Origin of the sequence: Massilia sp. Root418 (assembly GCF_001425265.1) — a bacterium.
GTDB lineage: Bacteria > Pseudomonadota > Gammaproteobacteria > Burkholderiales > Burkholderiaceae_D > Rugamonas.
In genome coordinates this window covers 142267-162273 of record NZ_LMEC01000023.1, presented here as the reverse complement: position 1 = coordinate 162273, position 20007 = coordinate 142267, and the positions used below count along the sequence as shown (strand labels likewise).

Here is a 20007-nt window from a genome sequence, read left to right as displayed (position 1 = left end):
CTAGGGCGGGTTAGGCGCAGAGCGCCGTAACCCGCCAAGGCCCGCTTACTCTACGGCCTTGAGCTTGGGCGCCGGTTCGTTGCCTATGGCCGGCAGCTCGCGCACGCCCAGCGAGGCGCGCACCTTGTTTTCGATTTCGTGCGCCAGCTCGGGACGCTCCACCAGGAAGGTGCGGGCATTGTCCTTGCCCTGGCCGATGCGCTCGCCGTTGTAGCTGTACCAGCTACCGGATTTCTCGACGATTTTCGCTTCCACGCCCAGGTCGATGATCTCGCCTTCGCGCGAGGTGCCGGCACCGTACAGGATGTCGAAGTGCGCTTCCTTAAAGGGCGGCGCGATCTTGTTCTTGACCACCTTGACCTTGGTTTCGTTGCCGATCACCTCGTCGCCGGACTTGATGGAGCCGGTGCGGCGGATGTCCAGGCGCACGGAAGCGTAGAACTTCAGCGCGTTGCCGCCGGTGGTGGTTTCCGGCGAACCGAACATCACGCCGATCTTCATGCGGATCTGGTTAATGAAGATGACCAGGGTGTTGGTGCGGTTGATGGAGCCGGTCAGCTTGCGCAGCGCCTGCGACATCAAACGGGCTTGCAGGCCCGGCAGGGAGTCGCCCATGTCGCCTTCGATCTCGGCGCGCGGCGTCAGCGCGGCGACCGAGTCGACCACCACCATGTCCACGGAACCGGAGCGCACCAGCGCGTCGCAGATTTCCAGGGCCTGTTCGCCCGTGTCCGGCTGCGAGATCAGCAGCTCGTGCAGGTTCACGCCCAGCTTCTGGGCATAGCCCACGTCCAGCGCGTGCTCGGCGTCGATGAAGGCGCAGGTGCCGCCCAGTTTCTGCATTTCAGCGATGGTTTGCAGGGTCAGCGTGGTTTTACCCGACGATTCCGGGCCGTAGATCTCGACCACGCGGCCGCGCGGCAGGCCGCCCACGCCCAGCGCGATGTCCAGGCCCAGCGAGCCGGTGGAGACCACCTGCACTTCTTCGATCGGGGCGCTGGCGTCCATGCGCATGACGGAGCCCTTGCCGAATTGCTTCTCGATTTGAGCCAGCGCGGCGGCGAGCGCCTTGGCTTTTTCCGCTGCGGGTACTGCGCCTTTTTTATCGTCCATGATTGATCTTTCGGCAAGTGGTTTGTCTGTACAGGTGGTACTGTATAAAAAACCAGTGCTTTTTGCAAGCATTGTTTTCAGTTGTGTTTGCGGCCGATCAAAAGCTAGCCACCTTAAGTGAAATGAAACACAATGGCAGCTTCAGAAGCCGGGTGACATTATGCGTATTTTACTTGCCGAGGACGATAGCGTGCTGGCCGACGGGCTGACCCGTTCGCTGCGCCAGTCCGGTTATGCGATCGACTGCGTGAAGAACGGCCAGGAGGCCGACACCGCCCTGTCGACCCAGGAGTTCGACCTGCTGATCCTGGACCTGGGCCTGCCCAAGCTGTCCGGCCTGGAAGTGCTGCGCCGCCTGCGCGCGCGCTCCTCGCTGCTGCCGGTGCTGATTTTGACCGCCGCCGACTCCATCGAGCAGCGCGTGAACGGCCTGGACCTGGGAGCGGACGACTACATGGCCAAGCCTTTCGCGCTGTCCGAACTGGAGGCGCGGGTGCGCGCGCTGACCCGGCGCGGCCAGGGCGGCGGCTCCACCATCATCAAGCACGGCCCGCTGAGCTACGACCAGGTGGGCCGTTCGGCCTACATCAACGAGCAGATGCTGGACCTGTCGGCGCGCGAGCTGGGCCTGCTGGAAATCCTGCTGGCGCGCACCGGGCGCCTGGTGTCCAAGGAACAGCTGGTGGACCACCTGTGCGAATGGGGCGAGGAAGTGAGCAACAACGCCATCGAGGTCTATGTGCACCGGCTGCGCAAGAAGATCGAGGTGGGCGGGGTGCGCATCGCCACCGTGCGCGGCCTGGGCTACTGCCTGGAAAAATACAGCGACGCGCCGCGCGGCGAAGCCAAGTAAGCCGTGAGCGAGCGCGACGCCGGCAGGGATCTGGACCCGGACGAAGACGATGCGTCCTGGCGCGAGCCCGCCGGCGCCGGCAAGGAAGACGATATCCAGCACTCGCTGTTCGGCGAGATCCTGGACTGGATGCTGGCGCCGCTGCTGCTGCTGTGGCCGATGAGCATCGCGATTACCTACCTGGTGGCCAAGTCCATCGCCAACCAGCCTTTCGACCATGCGCTGGAAGACAGCGTGACGGTGCTGGCGCAGCAGATCCACGAAGTGAACGGCAAGCTGGCGCCGCGCCTGCCCGGCTCGGCGCGCGACATCCTGCGCGCCGACGACGTGGACAGCGTGTACTTCCAGATTGTCGGCCCCAACGGCGCCTACGTGGACGGTGACCGCGACCTGGCGCCGCCCACAGAGGACGACCGCAACAAGCCCGGCGTGGTGCACTTCCGCAACGGCAATATGCACGGCACGCCGATCCGCATCGCCTATTCCTGGGTGGGGCTGGAGGACCAGGGCGCCGAGGAATCGCGGCTGGCGCTGGTGCAGGTGGCCGAGACGCTGGAGAAGCGCGCAAAGCTGGCCAATGAAATCATCAAGGGCGTGATCCTGCCGCAGTTCATCGTGCTGCCCATCGTGCTGGCGCTCGTGTGGTTCGCCTTGGCGCGGGGCCTGTCGCCGCTGGCGCAGCTGCAGGAGCGCATCCGCGCACGCAGCTCGGACGATTTGAGTCCCATCGATTCGCGCCAGGTGCCGGAAGAGATCACGCCGCTGGTGCGCTCGCTCAACGAGATGCTTGGCAGGCTGTCGCTGTCGATCGAGATGCAGAAGCGCTTCATCGCCGACGCGGCGCACCAGATGAAAACCCCGCTGGCGGGCATGCGCATGCAGTCCGAGCTGGCGCTGCGCCAGACCGACCAGGGCGAAATCCACCGCTCGCTGGAGCAGCTGGCGAAAAGTTCGGAATCGGCCACGCGGCTGGTGAACCAGCTGCTGGCCCTGGCGCGCGCGGAAAACCAGCCGCAGGCCGGCGCCGCGCTGCTGCCGGTGGACCTCGCCGAGCTGGCGCGCAGCGCCGTGCGCGACTGGGTGCCGGCCTCCTTCAATTACCGCATCGACCTGGGCTTCGAGGCGCCTGCCGAGGACGAAGTGCCGATCGAGGGCAACCCCACCATGCTGCGCGAGGCGCTGTCCAACCTGATCGACAACGCGCTGCGCTACACGCCGGCCGGCGGCGCAGTCACGGTGCGCGTGCGGCGCACCGAGCACGAGGGCGTGGTGGAGGTGGAGGACACCGGCCCCGGCATCCCGCCGGCCGAGCGTACCCACGTGTTCGAACGCTTCTACCGCATCCTGGGCAGCAGCGCCGAGGGCAGCGGCCTGGGGCTGGCCATCGTGCGCGAGATCGCGCACCAGCACGGCGCGGACGTGGACATTTTCAGCAACCCGCGCAGCAACAACGCCAAGCTGCCCGGCAGCCTGTTCCGCCTGACCTTCCCGCTGCGCGCGCCCGACGACGAACCCGAGCCGGACCCACCTTATTATGGATAACACCCCCAGCCCGCCGGACCTGCCCGGCGCCGGCCACGCCCCGGGCTCATTGCGCGCGCGCCGCGCCCTGCACTGGCGCACCACGCGCCGTCTCACCGCCGCCCTGCTGCTGCTGTGGCTGGGCACCAGCTTTGGCGCCGTGTTCTTCGCGCGCGAGCTGACCGGGCTGATGCTGTTCGGCTGGCCGCTGTCGTTCTACCTGGCCGCGCAAGGCGCGTCGCTGGTCTACCTGGCCATCATCGGCGCCTATGCGTGGCGCATGCGCCGGCTGGACCGGCAGTTTGCCGCCACTGCACTGGCGCAGGCGCCGGCACCGGCGCAGGCCGGAGAGCGCCCATGAGCGCGAAACCCGGCTACTTCCGGCGCCTGTCGCGCTACTACCTGCTGTTTTCCGCCGGCTTCGCCTGCTTCCTGGTGGCGCTGGCAGTGCTGGAAAACGAGGGCATGCCGCGCGTGTGGATAGGCTATCTGTTCATGCTGGCCACCATCACGCTGTACGCCGCCATCGGCCTGGTCAGCCGCACCTCCAACGTGGCCGAATACTACGTGGCCGGGCGGCGCGTGCCGGCCATGTTCAACGGCATGGCCACCGCCGCCGACTGGATCTCGGCGGCCAGCTTCATCTCGCTGGCCGGCACCTTGTACCTGCACGGCTTCGACGGCCTGGCTTACGTGATGGGCTGGACCGGCGGCTACTGCCTGGTGGCGCTGCTGATCGCCCCCTATCTGCGCAAATTCAGCCAGTACACCATCCCGGACTTCCTGGCGGCGCGCTACGGCGGCCCGCACCACGGGCGCTACGTGCGCATCATGGCGGTGGCGGCCACCATCATCGTCTCCTTCACCTACGTGGTGGCGCAGATCTACGCCGTGGGCCTGATCGCCTCGCGCTTCACCGGGGTGGACTTCTCGGTCGGCATCTTCCTCGGCCTGGCTTCCATCCTGGTGTGCTCCTTCCTGGGCGGCATGCGCGCCATTACCTGGACCCAGGTGGCGCAGTACATCATCATCCTGGTTGCCTTCCTGCTGCCGGCCATGTGGCTGTCGGCCAAGCACAGCGGCAACCCCATCCCGCAGGTGGCTTACGGCAAGCTGCTGCCGACGCTGGGCGCGCGCGAGGCCAGCCTGGCGCACGATCCCAAGGAGCGCGAAGTGCGCGCCATCTTCCTGCAGCGCGCCGACGACTACGGCCAGAAACTCGACGGCCTGCCCGCCAGCTGGGACGCCGGGCGGGTGGAGGCGCAGCGCCGGCTGGACGCGGTCAAGCAGCGCAACGCCACCCTGCTGGAAATCCGCGCGGCGGAAAAGGCGCTGATCAACTATCCGAAAACCGTGGAGGAGGCGGCGGCCGCCTGGGACGCCGCGCGCGCCTACAACCTGCGCCGCGCGGCGCCGCCCACGCCGCACGCCGAGCCCTTCCCGGCGCCGGACCGGGCCCAGTCGGACACCAAGCGCAACAACTTCCTGGCGCTGGTGTTCTGCCTGATGGTGGGCACGGCCGCCCTGCCCCACATCCTGATGCGCTCCTACACCACGCCGTCAGTGCACGAGACACGGGTGTCGGTGTTCTGGACCCTGTTCTTCATCCTGCTGATCTACCTCACCATCCCGGCGCTGGCGGTGCTGGTGAAGTTCGACGTCTACACCGCCATGGTGGGCAGCGACTTTTCCAAACTGCCTACCTGGGTCTCCTACTGGGCCAACGTGGACAAGCTCAATCCCCTGATCAGCATTGCCGACGTGAACCGCGATGGCATCGTGCAGCTGGCCGAGATCGCTATCGACGGCGACGTGCTGGTGCTGGCCACGCCCGAGATCGCCGGCCTGCCCTATGTGATTTCCGGCCTGGTGGCGGCAGGCGGCCTGGCTGCCGCGCTGTCCACTGCGGACGGGCTGCTGCTGGCCATTTCCAACGCCCTATCGCACGACATCTACTACCGCATCGTCGATCCCAACGCGTCCACGCAAAAGCGCGTGACGATCTCCAAGCTGCTGCTGCTGGCGGTGGCCTTCATTGCCGCCTACGCCGCCTCCACCAAGCCGGCCGACATCCTGTCGCTGGTGAGCGCCGCGTTCTCGCTGGCCGGCTCGACCATGTTCCCGGCGCTGGTGCTGGGCGTGTTCTGGCCGCGCGCCAACCGCCAGGGCGCGGTGGCCGGCATGCTGGCCGGCTTCGGCGTGTGCCTGTACTACATGCTGCACACCAACCCCATCCTGGGCGGCAGCGCGACGGGGCAGTGGTTCCAGATCGCCCCGGTCTCGGCCGGCATCTTCGGCGTGCCGGCCGGCATGCTGGCCATGGCCGTGGTCAGCCTGCTGACGCCGCCGCCCGGGCGCGAGACCCAGGCGCTACTGGCGCATATCCGGTCGCCGGAGCAAAACTAGGCAAGTACACCAGAAAATGTTATCGTGTGGCAATTATCTAATTTGCAACCACGCTAGCCGACCTTATGCCAATTTTCAAGCCGATGCGTGCCGCTGCGGCCTGCATCCTAGCCGTCACGCCCGCCTTGGCCACCTCGGCCGCCCCAGCCGCCCTCCCAGCGGCACCTCCCATTCCAGCCACCAGTTTCTTTCAGCTGCCGGCAGCCAGCTCGGCCGCCCTGTCCCCCGGTGGACACTTCCTGGCAATCCAGGAAGCCGGGCCGAAGCACCAGCAGGTCAGCGTGATCGATTTGCGCGACAACAGCCGCAAGGTAGCCGCACGCTTCGGCGACGCCGACGTGGGCTACTTCCGCTGGGTGAACGACGAGCGCCTGTTGTTCACGGCGGGCAATCGCTACGCGCAGCGCTTCTCGGAGCGCTACGCGCCCGGCCTGTACGCGGTGAACCGCGACGGCAGCGCTTACCGGCAGCTCGCGGCCCGCACCAACAGCGTGCTCTGGTCCGACACCGCCAGCCGTATGCTGCCGTGGCACACATTCATGCTGGATGGCGTGGGCGCCCAAGACTCGGACTGGGTGTATGTGGCTGACGTGGACTATGTCGGCGCAGGCTACGGCTATACCGAGAAGCTGCTCCGGCTCAACACTGTCACCGGCGACCGCCAGCCTGTTGTTTCGCCTCCCGGCACGCGCCGCTATCTGCCGGATTACCAGGGCATTCCAAGGCTAGGCATTGCCGGGGCGAACGGCAACGTTGCCATCCATTACCTCGACCCTGCCAGCGGCAGCTGGAAAGTGGCAGCCAGCTTCCCGGAATTCAGCAGCTCATCCGGCAGCTTCCAAGCGCTGGATTTCGCCGCGGACGGCCGGCTGTACGCCGCAGCCCGCACCAGCGGCGACACTACCGGCCTGCATCTGCTCGACTTGGCCAGTGGCACCGCCTCTTCCGAACCGATCCTCACGGTTCCCGGCCACGACCTGACCGCCGCGCTAGTGAGAGGCAAGGATGGCTTGCTCGGGGCGCGCGTCCTGGCCGACAAAATGCAGATGCGCTGGTTCGATCCGGCGCTGCAGGCCGTGCAGGCGGCCATCGACGCCAAGCTGCCTGACACCACCAACCTGGTGACGCTGCCGCTGCGCCGCGCCACGGACTGGGTGCTGGTGGAATCCTACTCGGACCGCCAGCCGCCGTTCTACTCGGCCTACAACACCTCCAGCCAGGCGCTGCTGCGCGCCGGCGCCAGCCGGCCCGCTATCGACCCTGGCCGCATGGGCCAGCAGCGCGTGCTGCGCTACACCGCGCGCGACGGTTTGCAGATCCCTGCCTTGCTGACCGTGCCCGCCGGCCAGCAAGGCAAGTTGCCGCTGGTGGTGCTGGTGCATGGCGGTCCGCATGAGCGCGGTACACGCTGGGAATGGAACGCCGACAACCAGTTTCTGGCGTCGCGCGGCTACGCAGTGCTGGAACCCGAGTTTCGCGGCAGCACCGGCTACGGCGACCAGCATTTCCGCGCCGGCTGGCAGCAATGGGGCAAGAAGATGCAGGACGATATCGCCGATGGCGCCAGCTGGGCCGTCGAGCAGGGCATCGCGGACGGCAAGCGCATCTGTATCGCCGGCGGCGGCTATGGCGGCTATTCCGCGCTGATGGGTCTGGTCAACGATCCGCAGCTGTTCAAGTGCGGTATAGCCTGGGCTGCCATCACGGACATCCAGCAGCTGTACGATGGCCACTGGCGCTTCGATTCCGACTTGTCCAAGGACTTCCAGCAATACGGCATGCCCACGCTGATCGGCGATCCGGCCACGCACGCCGAGCAGTTCCAAGCCACCTCTCCGCTGCATCAGGCCGCGCGCATCACGCAACCGCTGCTGCTGGCCTACGGCGACGACGACCGGCGCGTGCTGCCGGTGCACGGCACCCGGCTGCGCAAGGCGCTGCGCGCCGCAGGCAACCAGCAGGTGGAATGGATCGAATACGAAGATGAAGAGCACGGCTGGGGCAAGCCGGCCACCCAGATCGACTTCTGGACCCGCGTCGAGAAATTCCTGGGCCGCCACATTGGTCCGGATCAGAAAACACAATTTTGAGAAAGCAATTCATGCACATCGTCCCGCTCCTGCTCGCAGCCGCGCTGGCTGCCGGCCCCGCCGCCCCGGCACTGGCCGCGGCTCCGGCCGATATTCCCGCTAGCTATTTCTTTCAGAATCCGCAGTTCAGCGCGGCAGCCCTGTCCCCCAACGCGCGCTACCTGGCGGTGCGCACCGGCGCCGAAGGCCGCCGCCTGGGCCTGGCCGTCATCGACCTGGAAACTGACAAGATCGAGGTCGTGGCGCAGTACGGCGACGCCGACGTACGCCAGTTCTACTGGATTAACGATACGCGCCTGGTATACGACATGGGCGACAAGCAGCGCGCACCCGGCGACCGCCTTGCGTACCCGGGCATTTACGCCGTCAACCACGATGGCAGTGGCCAGCGCCAGCTGGCACTGCGCACCGAAACCGAGCGTACCATGTCGTCCCGCTTGTCGCAGCGGGCGCTACCGTCGAGCACCCAGCTGCTGGGCCAGGCGGGCGGACAGGATTCCGAATGGGTGTACGCAGTGCGGCCGGTATGGGACGAGGACACCTGGCTGCTCGAACAGCTGAATCTGGTGCGCATCGACACGCTGACCGGCCTGGCCGAAGACGTCAAGCGCCCAGTGCCCATGCAGGACTGGCTGCTGGACCAGCAAGGCGAGCCGCGCTTGGCCATGTCACTGAAAGACGGCAAGCGCAGCGTGCACTACCTGGAGCCGGCCAGTGGCGCCTGGCGCACCCTCAGCACGTTCGACGCCTACGGCAATACCGCCGGCAGCTACACGCCGCTGGGCTTCGGGCCGGCCGGCAAGCTGCTGGTCAGCGCGCACAACGGGCAGGACAAGGAAAGCCTGCGCCTGCTGGACCTGGCGACGGGCGAACTGGGCAAGGACGCGCTGGTGGCGCTGAAGGATTTCGACTTCAGCGGCAGCCTGGTCTACACCAAAGGCAAGCTGGCCGGCTACGAAGTGCTGGCCGACGGCCGCACCATGGTGTGGCTGGACCCGCAGATGCAGGCGGTGCAGAAAGCGGTCGACGCGCTGCTGCCCGGCACCATCAACCTGGTGACGCCGGCCGCCCGGCCGCAGGCGCCATGGGTGCTGGTGCGCAGCTATTCGGACCAGCAGCCGTCCATCTTCCTGCTGTACAACACCGCCACCGGCAAGCTGCGTCCGGTCGGCGCCACCCATCCGCAGATCAATCCGGCCGACATGGCGCAGCTGGACTTGAAGCACTACCAGGCGCGCGATGGCATGACCGTGCCGGCCTGGCTGACGCTGCCCAAGGGACAGAAGAAGAACCTGCCGCTGGTGGTGCTGGCGCATGGCGGCCCTTATGTGCGCGGCACTGAACTGGACTGGGACGCGGAAGTGCAGTTCCTGGCCTCGCGCGGCTACGCCGTGCTGCAGCCGGAGTTTCGCGGCAGCACAGGCTACGGTGCGCAGCATTTCCGTGCCGGCTGGAAGCAATGGGGCCTGGCCATGCAGGACGACATCACCGACGCGGCGCGCTGGGCCATCGCCCAGGGCATCGCCGATCCCAAGCGCATCTGCATCGCCGGCGCCAGCTATGGCGGCTACGCCACCCTGATGGGCTTGCTCAGGGAGCCGCAGCTGTTCAAATGCGGCGTGAGCTGGGCCGGCGTGAGCGACATCGGCCTACTGTACACCAACAGCCGCTCCTTCATGTCGGACCTGCCGCAGGCCTGGAAGCAGTACGGCATGCCGCAGCTGGTGGGCGACCTGGTGCAGGACGCGGCCCAGCTGAAGGCCACGTCGCCGCTGGAGCAGGCAGCCCGCATCAAGCAGCCGCTGCTGCTGGCGCACGGCACCGACGACCGCCGCGTGCCGATCCAGCACAGCCGCCTGTTCCACGCCGCAGTCAAGCAGGGCAACCCGGACGCCAAGCTGGTGGAGTACACGGGCGAGGAGCACGGCTGGTCGCTGCCCAAGACCCGCATTGATTTCTGGACCCGCGTGGAAAAATTCCTGGGCCAGCACATCGGTCCGCAGCCGTGATGCAAAACTTTGCTATATTATCTATTTTGCAATTCAAGGACCACCATGCCGCGTCTGTTCCAACGCACCATCCTGGCCGCCGCGCTGTCGCTGACGGCGCTGGCCGCCCCGTTCGCCTGCACCGCCGCGCCGTCCGCTGCGGCGGCCGCACTGCCGCCGGTTGAGGACTTCTTCAGCACGCCGGAATTCAGCAGCCCCACCCTGTCGCCCAGCGGCCGTTACCTGGCCGCGCGGCTGGGCGGCAAGGGCCAGCGCGACCGCCTGGCCGTGCTGGACCTGAAGGACAACAGCGCCAAGGTGGTGGCGCAGTTCAACAACGCCGACATCAGCAACATCACGTGGGTGAACGAAGAGCGCATCGTGTTCGACTCCACCGACCGCACGGTGGCACAGCGCGACGTCACGGCCGGTCCCGGCCTGTACGCTGTGAACCGCGACGGCAGCGGCTACAAGGCGCTGGTGAACCGCAACATCGCCTATGACCATCCGTCGGCGGCGGCCAAGCTGGTGCCCTCCAGCGTCGCCCTGCTGCTGCAGCGCGGGCCGCAGGACAGCGAGTACGTCTACGTCACCAGCCCGCAATACAGCGCCGGCGGCGTCGACCACGTGGACCTGCTGCGCCTGAACACGCTCACCGGCAAGGCCAGCCAAGTCAGCCGGCCCGGCCCGGCGCACGCCTGGCTGCTCGACTTCAAGGGCCAAGCGCGCGTGGCCCTGACGGTCGAGCGCGACCAGGCCGCCATCCACTACCTGGACCCGGCCACGGACAAGTGGCGCCAGCTCACCGCCTTCCCCGCCTACGCAGGCACGGGCGGCTTCATGCCGGTGGGCCTGGGCCCGGACGGCACCCTGTACGTGAGCGCGCGCGCCGGACAGGACAAGACCTCGCTGTACAGCTACGACATCGCGAGCGGCAAACTCAGTGCCAAGCCTTTGGTGACGGTGGCCGACTACGACTTCACGGGCGGCCTGATCATGGACAAGGACAAGCTGCTCGGCGTGCGCTACTCGGCCGACGCCACCGACACGGTCTGGCTGGACCCGGCCATGAAGGCGATGCAGGCGCAGATCGACGCCCTGATGCCGCACACCACCAACCTGGTGACCCTGCCGCGACGCCCTGAAACCCCGGTGGTGCTGGTGACGGCGTATTCGGACGCGCAGCCGGCCAGCTACTACCTGTATGACCGCGAAAAGAACAAGCTGGACCGCGTGGGCAGCAGCCATCCGAAGATCGACGCCGGCGCCATGGGCAAGCAGGCGGTGGTGCGCTACGCCGCGCGCGACGGCCTGCAGATCCCGGCGCTGCTGACGCTGCCTCCCGGCCGCAACAAGAACCTGCCGCTGGTGGTGCTGGTGCACGGCGGTCCGTACGTGCACGGCAGCAGCTGGGGCTGGAATCCGCAGACCCAGTTCCTGGCCACGCGCGGCTACGCCGTGCTGCAGCCGGACTACCGCGGCACCACCGGCCTGGGCGAAGCGCACTTCCGCGCCGGCTGGAAACAGTGGGGCCTGAAGATGCAGGACGACGTGGCCGACGCGGCCAAGTGGGCCATCGCGCAAGGCATCGCCGACGGCAAGCGCATCTGCATTGCCGGGGCCAGCTACGGCGGCTACGCTGCGCTGATGGGCCTGGTCAACGACGGGGACCTGTTCCAGTGCGGTATCAACTGGGCGGGCGTGACCGACATCCCGCTGATGTACACCGCCAGGGGCAAGTGGAACATCCGCCCCGACCTGAGCGACGACTGGAAGCAGTACGGCATGCCGCTGCTGGTGGGCGACCCGGACAAGGATGCGGACCAGTTGAAGGCCACCTCGCCGCTGCAGCAGGCTGCGCGCATCAAGCGCCCGCTGCTGATGGCCTACGGCGGCGCCGACCATCGCGTGACCCTGGAGCACGGCACGCGGATGCGCGATGCGCTGCAGGCGGCCGGCCATCCGGCCGAGTGGGTGCTGTACCCGGACGAGGGCCACGGCTGGGCACTGCCCCAGACGCAAGTGGACTTCTGGAACCGCGTGGCGCAGTTCCTGGACCGGCACATCGGAGCGCAAGCGCATGGCAAATAGGCACCGGATGACGAGGGCCGCGCGCGGCGCCGTGCTGGCCGCCGGGGCGGCGCTGGCACTGCCGCTGGCCGGTCCCGCCGCCGCGCAGGCGCAGCCGCAAACGCCTGCAGCGCAGGCACCGTCGCAAACACCCGCAGCACCGGCGCCGGCGCAGGCGCCCACCGCCCTGCCGACGCTGCAGGACTTCTTCAGCAATCCGCAGTTCAGCGCGGCCCAGCTCTCGCCGAGCGGGCGCTACCTGGCGGCCAAGCTGGCCCAGGCCAACGGCCGCGAGCGGCTGGCGGTGGTGGACCTGGAGGCCGGCAGCGCACAGGTGGTGGCCAGCTTCCAGGACACCGACGTGGGCCAGTTCGCGTGGGTGAACGACGAACGCCTGCTGTTCGACACCGCCGACTACCAGTCCGGCCAGGGCGACCAGCGCTACGCGCCCGGACTGTACGCGGTCAACCGCGACGGCAAACAGTTCCGTCAGTTGGCCAGCCGCAGCGGCGAGACGCCCAGCGGCCTGGCGGCGTCGCGCGTGCTGCCATGGCACACCTATATGCTGGGCCAGCGCGGCGCGCAGAACAGCGAACAGGTCTACGTGACCAGCAAGAAGATCACCGGCCCCGGCCAGGTGGACTATGTCGACCTGATGCGCCTGGATACCAGGACCGGCTACAACGTCACCATCAACCGCCCGGGCGACGTGCAAAGCTGGCTGCTGGACGCCAAGGGCGAGCCGCGCCTGGCCACGGTAACGGAGAAGGGCCGCAGCTCGGTGCACTATCTCGACCCGGCCACCAAAGAATGGCGCGAACTGGTCTCCTTCGGCCAGTTCACCGGCGGCAAGGGCTCATTCCGGCCGCTGGCCTTCGCGCCGGACGGCACGCTGTACGTGGTGACCCACGCCCACAAGGACAAGTCCACCGTGCACAGCTACGACCTGGCGTCCGGCAAGATCAACGAGCGGGCGCTGGTGGAACTGGAGCATTACGACTTCAGCGGCCAGCTCATCATGGGCCAGGACAAGCTGCTCGGCGTGCGCTTCCTGGCCGACGCGCCGGGCACGCGCTGGCTCGACCCGGCCATGCAAGCGGTGCAGGAGCAGGTGGACGCCCTGCTGCCCGGCACCATCAACCTGGTGTCGCCGCCGGCGCGCCCGGAATCGCCCAACCTGCTGGTGGAAGCGTTCTCAGACCGCCAGCCGCGCGTCTACCTGCTCTACAACAGCGCCACCAAAAAGCTCAGCAAGGTGGGCGAGGCGCGGCCGCAGATCAAGCCAAGCCAGATGGGCAAGCAGGAGCTGGTGAGCTACGCGGCGCGCGACGGCCTGAAGATCCCCGCCTGGCTCACGCTGCCCAAGGACAAGGACAAAAACCTGCCCATGGTGGTGCTGGTGCACGGCGGCCCATATGTGCGCGGCAAGCAGTGGGGCTGGCACGCGGACGCGCAATTCCTCGCCTCACGCGGCTACGCGGTGCTGGAGCCGGAATACCGCGGCAGCACCGGCTTCGGCCAGGCGCACTTCCGCGCCGGCTGGAAGCAATGGGGCCTCAAGATGCAGGACGACATTGCCGACGGCACGCGCTGGGCCATCGCCCAAGGCATCGCGGACGGCAAGCGCATCTGCATCGCCGGCGCCAGCTACGGCGGCTATGCCACCCTGATGGGACTGATCAGGGATCCGGACCTGTACCGCTGCGGCATCGACTGGGCCGGCGTCACCGACATCAAGCTGATGTACACCGGCCACTGGAGCTTCCAGTCCGACCTGCCCGATTCGTGGAAGCAGTACGGCATGCCCTACCTGGTGGGCGACCTGGAGAAGGATGCCGAGCAGTTGAAAGCCACCTCGCCGCTGGAGCAGGCTGCCCGCATCACGCAGCCGCTGCTGCTGGCTTACGGCGGCTCGGACCGCCGCGTGCCCATCTACCACGGCAAGAAGTTCCGCGACGCGGTGCAAAAGACCAACCCGCAAGTCGAGTGGGTGCAGTACGACGAGGAAGGCCATGGCTGGGCCTTGCCGAAGAACCGTTACGACTTCTGGGGCCGGGTGGAGAAGTTCCTGGAGCGGCACATCGGCCCGCAACGGTAAGCCGGCACCCGCCGCCAATGAATCAGCCACTGAAGGGAAATCCCATGCAAAGTATGTTTCAACGCGCCGTGCTGGCGGCCGCGCTGGCGCTGGCGGCGCCGGCCGGCACGGCCGCCGCCGCGCTACCCGCCGTCGAGAGCTTTTTCAGCCGGGCCAGCATCAGCGCGGTGCAGCTGTCGCCGGACGGGCGCTACGCCGCCTTCCGCATCAACAACGGCACTGAACGCGATGGCCTCGCGGTGGTCAACCTGGAATCGAACGCCGTGAACGGCGTGGCACGCTTCAGCGACGTCGACATCGGCCACTTCCAGTGGGTGAACAACCAGCGCCTGGTGTTCGACACCGTGGACCGCAACCAGGCGCCGGGCGCGGTGCACTACGCCCCCGGCATGTATGCGGCCAACCGTGACGGCAGCGACCTGCGCCAGCTGGTCGAGCGCGCCACGTATGCGCGCGACACCACCGGCACCAACATCCGCAACCGCGTGCTGCCGTATAACACCTACCTGCTGCCGCAGGAGGGAGCGCAGAACTCCGATTCCGTGTACGTGCGGCGCGCCAACTTCAACGAGGTGCGCAACGAGGTGAAGAGCTTCGACCTGCTGCGCCTGAACACCGTCACCGGTGCGGTGGAAACGCTGGCGCGCCCCGGCGATGTGCAGGACTGGCTGCTGGACCAGGACGGCGTGCCGCGCCTGGCCGTGACGGAAGCAGCAGGCCAGAGCGTGCTGCACTACCTGGATCCGGCGCAAAACAGCTGGCGCCAGCTGGCTGGCTTTGCCACCTACGGCCTCACCACCGGCGCCTTTCACCCGCTCGGCTTTGGCGCCAACGGCAAGCTGTACGTCACCGCGCAGGCCGGCGCCGACAAGCGCAGCCTGCGCACCTACGACCTGGCCAAGACCGAGCTGGACAAGGAAGCGCTGATCGAGTTGGCCGACTACGACTTTTCCGGCAGCCTGGTGTATAGCAACGGCCGCATGCTGGGCGTGGAGCTGCTGAGCGACGCGCGCGGCATGACGTGGCTGGACCCCGCCATGGCCAAGGTGCAGCAGGCGGTGGACGCGCTGCTGCCGGATACCGCCAACCTGCTGCGTCCGCCCCGGTATCCGCAGTCGCCATGGGTGCTGGTGAGTGCGTTTTCCGACAAACAGCCAGTTATCTACATGGTGTACAACACCGAAACCAAGGTACTCAACAAGCTCGGCGGCGAGCATCCCGCCATCGATCCGGGGCAGATGGCACAACAGGACCTGCACCGCGTGAAGGCGCGCGACGGCATGGCCATCCCCACCTGGCTGACCCTGCCCAAGGGCAGCGAGAAGCAGGCCAAGCCGCAGCTGCCCATGGTGGTGCTGGTGCATGGCGGGCCGTTCGTGCGGGGCGAGGAATGGGGCTGGGACGCGCAGGCCCAATTCCTGGCCTCGCGCGGCTACGCCGTGCTGCAGCCTGAGTTCCGCGGCAGCACCGGTTTCGGCGCACGCCACTTCCAGGCGGGCTGGAAGCAATGGGGCCTGGCCATGCAGGACGACGTGGCGGACGCCACCCGCTGGGCGGTAGCGCAAGGATATGCCGACCCCAAGCGCATCTGCATCGCCGGCGCCAGCTATGGCGGCTATGCCACGCTGATGGGCCTGGTCAATGATCCGCAACTGTACCGCTGCGGCGTGAGCTGGGCCGGCGTGACCGACCTGGCCATGCTGGCCGGCCAGGACAACCGCTTCATCTCCGACATGGGCGACAGCTACCGCCAGTTCGGCATGCCGGTGATGGTGGGCGATCCGGTCAAGGACGCGGCCCGGTTCAACGCCACCTCGCCGCTGCGGCAGGCAGCCCGCATCACGCGTCCCGTACTGCTGGCGCACGGCAGCGCGGACCGGCGCGTGCCCATCGCCCAGGCCAAGGCCTTCTTCAACGCAGTCAAGGCCGGCAATCCCGGCGCTGAACTGGTCATCTACGACGACGAGGGCCACGGCTGGTCGCTGCCCCAGACCCAGTTCGACTTCTGGACCCGGGTGGAGGCATTCCTGGAGCGGTATATTGGCCCTGCGGCCGCACGCTGAACGGGCACGAATCGCGCGCCGCGCGCGACAGCCGTGCAGTACGCTGGCTCATCTATAACGTCGGAAGGGTGAACCATGGCCTCGAAACGGATGCGTGGCTGGCTGGCGGGCGCAACGGCCTTCATGATCGCGGCCGGCGCCGCCGCTGCGGTGCCGGTTGCGCACTTCTTCGAGGCGCCACCGTTCAGCGGCGCCAAGCTCTCGCCCAGCGGCCGCTACTTGGCGCTGCGCACCGGCGGCGATGGCCGGCATGACGGCCTGACCGTGATGGACCTGGACACTGGCAAATTGCAAGCGGTGGCGCAGTATGGCGACGCCGACGTGAACCAGTTCATTTGGCTTAACGACCAGCGCCTGGTGTACGACCTGGACGATCACAAGACCGCCCAAGGCGACCTCAGCTATGGGCCCGGGCTCTACGCCGTCAACCGCGATGGCGGCGGCGAGCGCCAGCTAGTGCACCGCGAAACCTACAGGTCCAGTCCGGTCAAGCGTAGCATCTCGTCCCGTACCCTGCCCTACAACACCTACCTGCTAAACCAGCAGCACGGGCGGGACGGCAACGCTGTCTATGCCTTGCGCGCCAATTGGGACGCCGACACCGACCTGCTGGATGATTTCGACCTGCTGCGTATCGATACCCTGAGCGGCCAGGCAGAAGCGGTGCCGCGCCCCGCGCCAGTGCAGCGGTGGCTGCTGGACACGCAAGGCATGCCGCGCCTGGCCAGCTCGCTCAAAGACGGCCAGACTACCATCCACTATTTGCCACCGGGCAGCAGCAGCTGGCGCGTGCTCGCCAGCTTCGACGCCTATACCCAACCGCCCAACAGCTTTGAGCCGGTGGCCTTCAGCCCGAACGGCAAACTGCTGGTGCGTGCGCGCGCCGGCGGCGACAAGCTGGCTTTGCGCCAGCTGGACCTGGCCACCGGTGAAATCGAACGCGACGCGCTGGTTGCGCTACCCGCCTTCGACTTCAGCGGCAATCCGGTATACAGCGGCGGCAAGCTGCTCGGCTACGAGGTCCTGTCCGACGGGCGTACCATGGCCTGGCTGGACGAGGACATGAAGGCCATGCAGAAACACATTGATACGCTGCTGCCCGGCCTGATCAACCTGGTGACGCCGCCCCTGTGGCCGCAATCGCCATGGCTGCTCGTGCGCAGCTACTCGGACCAGCAGCCCTTGATCTACATGGTCTACAACCGCGACACCAAGGCCTTGCGCACAATAGGCACCACCAGGCCGGCCATACACCCTTCCGACATGGCGCAACTGGACCTGGTCTGGCTCAAGGCACGCGACGGGCTGCCGCTGCCGGCCTGGCTGACGCTGCCCAAGGGACAGAAAAAGAATCTGCCCATGGTGATGCTCGCACATGGCGGCCCCTGGGTGCGTGGCGGCGAACTGAATTGGGATGCGGAGGTGCAATTCCTGGCTTCGCGCGGCTATGCGGTGCTGGCCCCGGAATTCCGCGGCAGCACCGGTTACGGCGACAAGCATTTCCGCGCCGGCATCAAGCAATGGGGCCTGGCCATGCAGGACGACGTGGCCGATGCAGCGCGCTGGGCCATAGCGCAAGGCATCGCCGATCCCAGGCGCATCTGCATCGCCGGCGCCAGCTACGGCGGTTATGCTGCGCTGATGGGGCTGCTGAAGGACGCGCAACTGTTTAAGTGCGGCATCAACTGGGCCGGCGTCACCGACATCAGCTTGATGTATGAGGAAAAGCTGTTCTACCCGTCCGACCTGCCTGCCGACTGGCGCAAGCGCGGCATGCCGGTGCTGGTGGGCGACCTGAAGCAGGACGCGGCGCAGCTGGCGGCCACCTCGCCCTTGCAGCAGGCAGCGCACATCCGGCAGCCCTTGCTGATGGCCTACGGCACCAGCGACATGCGCGTGCCGCTGACGCATGGGCGCCGCCTCTACGCGGCGGTGAAAGAACACAATCCGCAAGCCGAACTGGTGGAGTACGTCAGCGAAGGCCACGGCTGGTTTGTTCCGAAAACCAAAATAGACTTCTGGAGCCGGGTGGAAAAATTCCTGGCCCGGCATATCGGCGGGGCCGCCAAAGCCGAGTAAGGATGGCGTAAACGGAGTAAGCTGGCGGCAGTCCATTCACGAGGAGATGCGCATGCCGTCGGGAAAAATTCTGGTCGCACAGGGAGGCGGACCCACCGCCGTCATCAACCAGTCGCTGGTGGGCGTGGTGCTGGAGGCGCGGCGCTTCCGCCACGTGACGAAAGTGTACGGCGCACTGCATGGCGTGCGCGGCATCATTAACGAGGACTTCGTCGACCTGACCCAGGAGACCAGCCACAACCTGGAACTGGTGGCCGCCACGCCCTCCTCCGCCCTCGGCTCCACGCGCGACAAGCCGGACGCGGCCTACTGCGAGCAGATCTTCGAGGTGCTGCGCGCGCACGAGATCGAGCACTTCTTCTACATCGGCGGCAACGACTCGTCCGACACCGTGCGCATCGTCAGCGAGCGCGCCAGTGCGGCCGGCTATCCGCTGCGCTGCATCCACATTCCCAAGACCATCGACAACGACCTGGTGGGCAGCGACCATACGCCCGGCTTCCCCTCCGCGGCGCGCTTTGTGGCGCAAGCCTTCGCCGGCGCCAACCTGGACAACGCTTCCCTGCCCGGCGTCTACGTGGGCGTGGTGATGGGGCGGCACGCGGGCTTCCTGACCGCCGCCGCCGCGCTGGGCAAGAAATTCCCCGACGACGGCCCGCACCTGATCTACCTGCCCGAGCGCCTGTTCTCGCTGGAGCAGTTCCTGGCGGACGTGAAAGCCACCTACGAGAAACACGGGCGCTGCGTGATCGCGGTGTCCGAAGGCATCCATGACGCGTCCGGCGAGGCCATCGCCAGCCTGCTGGCCAAGGAGGTAGAGCGCGACGCGCACGGCAACGTGCAGCTGTCCGGCACCGGCGCGCTGGCGGACCTGCTGTGCGACGAGATCAAGGCCAAGCTGGGCATCAAGCGCGTGCGCGGCGACACCTTCGGCTACCTGCAGCGCTCCTTCATCGGCTGCGTGTCCGACGTAGACCAGCGCGAGGCGCGCGAGGTAGGCGAAAAGGCGGTGCAGTTCGCCATGTGGGGCGAGCGCTGCGGCTCGGTGGCCATCAAGCGCACCGGCTACTACTCGGCCGACTACGAACTGCTGCCGCTGGACGCGGTGGCCGGCAAGACGCGCACCATGGAGGACGAATTCATCAGCGCCAGCGGCACCGACGTGACGGACGCCTTCCGCCTCTACCTGCGCCCCCTGCTCGGCTCCGGCATGCCCGACGCCTTCCGCCTGCGCCCCGCGCCGGTGGCGAAAATCCTGCGTAGGGCGGGTTAGGCGAAGCCGTAACCCGCCGTGCGGCGCCCGCATCTACGGCACATGGGCAAAGGTCTTGTTAACGATGCGCCAGCCGCTCTCGCCGCGGCGCAAGGTCAGGTAGAGGTGATAGTTAAACCCCAGCATGGGCGAATGCAGGCGCACATTGCCGATATTGCCCATGACATCGGCCGACAGCACGCGCATGCGGAAAGGCTCGCCCAGCGATTGAGGGCTGGCGCGGCCCGCCACGCCTTGCAGATAGGCGGCGATAGTCTTGAAATAAGGCTGGCCGTTAATGTTGCCATACACTTGCGCGTCGGGCGCGAACAGCGCGGCCAGCGCCGTGGTGTCGCCTTCATAGACGCCGCGCAGGTACGCATCGGCAACGGCGGCAACGGCGGCAATGGCTTCGGCGGCGGGCTGGTCAGATAACTCGTTCATCTCACACTCCTGTTCAAAAGGGAGGCGCCG

General features: G+C 67.2%; 13 protein-coding genes. 11 read left to right on the top strand and 2 right to left on the bottom strand.

Translation table 11 applies throughout. From position 1 onward, the window contains the following. Positions 1–45: 45 nt before the first annotated feature. The gene (gene recA, locus ASC94_RS24185; RefSeq protein ID WP_056401935.1) at positions 46–1113 is read right to left on the bottom strand and encodes a recombinase RecA; all 1068 of its coding nucleotides are present in this window, start codon (positions 1111–1113) and stop codon (positions 46–48) included. A 160-nt stretch (positions 1114–1273) separates the two neighbouring features. Between recA and ASC94_RS24180 the strand changes: the two genes are divergently transcribed. The 11 genes from ASC94_RS24180 (at position 1274) to ASC94_RS24130 (ending at position 19554) form a co-directional block, all read left to right on the top strand. Then, positions 1274–1966: a response regulator transcription factor gene (locus ASC94_RS24180; RefSeq protein WP_056401932.1), complete on the top strand. Its 693-nt coding sequence runs from the start codon at positions 1274–1276 to the stop codon at positions 1964–1966. A 3-nt stretch (positions 1967–1969) separates the two neighbouring features. Continuing rightward, complete coding sequence (locus ASC94_RS24175; RefSeq protein ID WP_373888137.1) at positions 1970–3508, top strand: sensor histidine kinase N-terminal domain-containing protein; 1539 nt, start codon at positions 1970–1972, stop codon at positions 3506–3508. Further along, a complete protein-coding gene (locus ASC94_RS24170; RefSeq protein WP_056401929.1) occupies positions 3501–3848 on the top strand; it encodes a DUF4212 domain-containing protein in 348 nt (115 codons plus the stop codon). Before ASC94_RS24175 ends, ASC94_RS24170 begins: the two co-directional genes overlap by 8 nt. Then, a complete protein-coding gene (locus tag ASC94_RS24165) occupies positions 3845–5893 on the top strand; it encodes a sodium:solute symporter family protein (protein ID WP_056401926.1) in 2049 nt (682 codons plus the stop codon). Before ASC94_RS24170 ends, ASC94_RS24165 begins: the two co-directional genes overlap by 4 nt. A 65-nt stretch (positions 5894–5958) precedes the next feature. Further along, complete coding sequence (locus ASC94_RS24160; RefSeq protein WP_082616807.1) at positions 5959–7983, top strand: S9 family peptidase; 2025 nt, start codon at positions 5959–5961, stop codon at positions 7981–7983. 11 nt (positions 7984–7994) lie between these two features. Further along, positions 7995–9992: a S9 family peptidase gene (locus ASC94_RS24155; protein WP_056401923.1), complete on the top strand. Its 1998-nt coding sequence runs from the start codon at positions 7995–7997 to the stop codon at positions 9990–9992. Between the two features lie 45 nt (positions 9993–10037). Beyond that, complete coding sequence (locus ASC94_RS24150) at positions 10038–12062, top strand: alpha/beta fold hydrolase (protein WP_056401920.1); 2025 nt, start codon at positions 10038–10040, stop codon at positions 12060–12062. After that, positions 12052–14139, top strand: a complete 2088-nt coding sequence (locus ASC94_RS24145) for a prolyl oligopeptidase family serine peptidase (protein ID WP_056401917.1) — start codon at positions 12052–12054, stop codon at positions 14137–14139. The genes ASC94_RS24150 and ASC94_RS24145 overlap by 11 nt, the downstream gene beginning before the upstream one ends. Positions 14140–14183: 44 nt before the next feature. Further along, a complete protein-coding gene (locus ASC94_RS24140) occupies positions 14184–16202 on the top strand; it encodes a S9 family peptidase (RefSeq protein WP_056401914.1) in 2019 nt (672 codons plus the stop codon). A 75-nt stretch (positions 16203–16277) separates the two neighbouring features. Further along, positions 16278–18281 (top strand): alpha/beta fold hydrolase, encoded by a 2004-nt coding sequence (locus ASC94_RS24135; protein ID WP_056401911.1) that lies wholly within the window; start codon positions 16278–16280, stop codon positions 18279–18281. 52 nt (positions 18282–18333) lie between these two features. Continuing rightward, complete coding sequence (locus tag ASC94_RS24130) at positions 18334–19554, top strand: 6-phosphofructokinase (protein ID WP_056401908.1); 1221 nt, start codon at positions 18334–18336, stop codon at positions 19552–19554. A gap of 33 nt (positions 19555–19587) precedes the next feature. Here the strand turns inward: ASC94_RS24130 and ASC94_RS24125 are convergent, their stop codons facing one another. Next, the gene (locus ASC94_RS24125; RefSeq protein WP_056401905.1) at positions 19588–19977 is read right to left on the bottom strand and encodes a nuclear transport factor 2 family protein; all 390 of its coding nucleotides are present in this window, start codon (positions 19975–19977) and stop codon (positions 19588–19590) included. Positions 19978–20007 lie beyond the last annotated feature (30 nt).

What these genes read in the sequence shown, in the direction of transcription:
- ASC94_RS24150 (WP_056401920.1), top strand. Translation starts at nt 10,038, where the DNA reads ATGCCGCGTCTGTTCCAACGCACCATCCTGGCCGCCGCGCTGTCGCTG.
- ASC94_RS24145 (WP_056401917.1), top strand. Translation starts at nt 12,052, where the DNA reads ATGGCAAATAGGCACCGGATGACGAGGGCCGCGCGCGGCGCCGTGCTG.
- ASC94_RS24135 (WP_056401911.1), top strand. Translation starts at nt 16,278, where the DNA reads ATGGCCTCGAAACGGATGCGTGGCTGGCTGGCGGGCGCAACGGCCTTC.
- ASC94_RS24130 (WP_056401908.1), top strand. Translation starts at nt 18,334, where the DNA reads ATGCCGTCGGGAAAAATTCTGGTCGCACAGGGAGGCGGACCCACCGCC.
- ASC94_RS24170 (WP_056401929.1), top strand. Translation starts at nt 3,501, where the DNA reads ATGGATAACACCCCCAGCCCGCCGGACCTGCCCGGCGCCGGCCACGCC.
- ASC94_RS24125 (WP_056401905.1), bottom strand. Translation starts at nt 19,977, where the DNA reads ATGAACGAGTTATCTGACCAGCCCGCCGCCGAAGCCATTGCCGCCGTT.
- ASC94_RS24180 (WP_056401932.1), top strand. Translation starts at nt 1,274, where the DNA reads ATGCGTATTTTACTTGCCGAGGACGATAGCGTGCTGGCCGACGGGCTG.
- ASC94_RS24140 (WP_056401914.1), top strand. Translation starts at nt 14,184, where the DNA reads ATGCAAAGTATGTTTCAACGCGCCGTGCTGGCGGCCGCGCTGGCGCTG.
- ASC94_RS24155 (WP_056401923.1), top strand. Translation starts at nt 7,995, where the DNA reads ATGCACATCGTCCCGCTCCTGCTCGCAGCCGCGCTGGCTGCCGGCCCC.
- ASC94_RS24160 (WP_082616807.1), top strand. Translation starts at nt 5,959, where the DNA reads ATGCCAATTTTCAAGCCGATGCGTGCCGCTGCGGCCTGCATCCTAGCC.
- ASC94_RS24165 (WP_056401926.1), top strand. Translation starts at nt 3,845, where the DNA reads ATGAGCGCGAAACCCGGCTACTTCCGGCGCCTGTCGCGCTACTACCTG.
- recA (WP_056401935.1), bottom strand. Translation starts at nt 1,113, where the DNA reads ATGGACGATAAAAAAGGCGCAGTACCCGCAGCGGAAAAAGCCAAGGCG.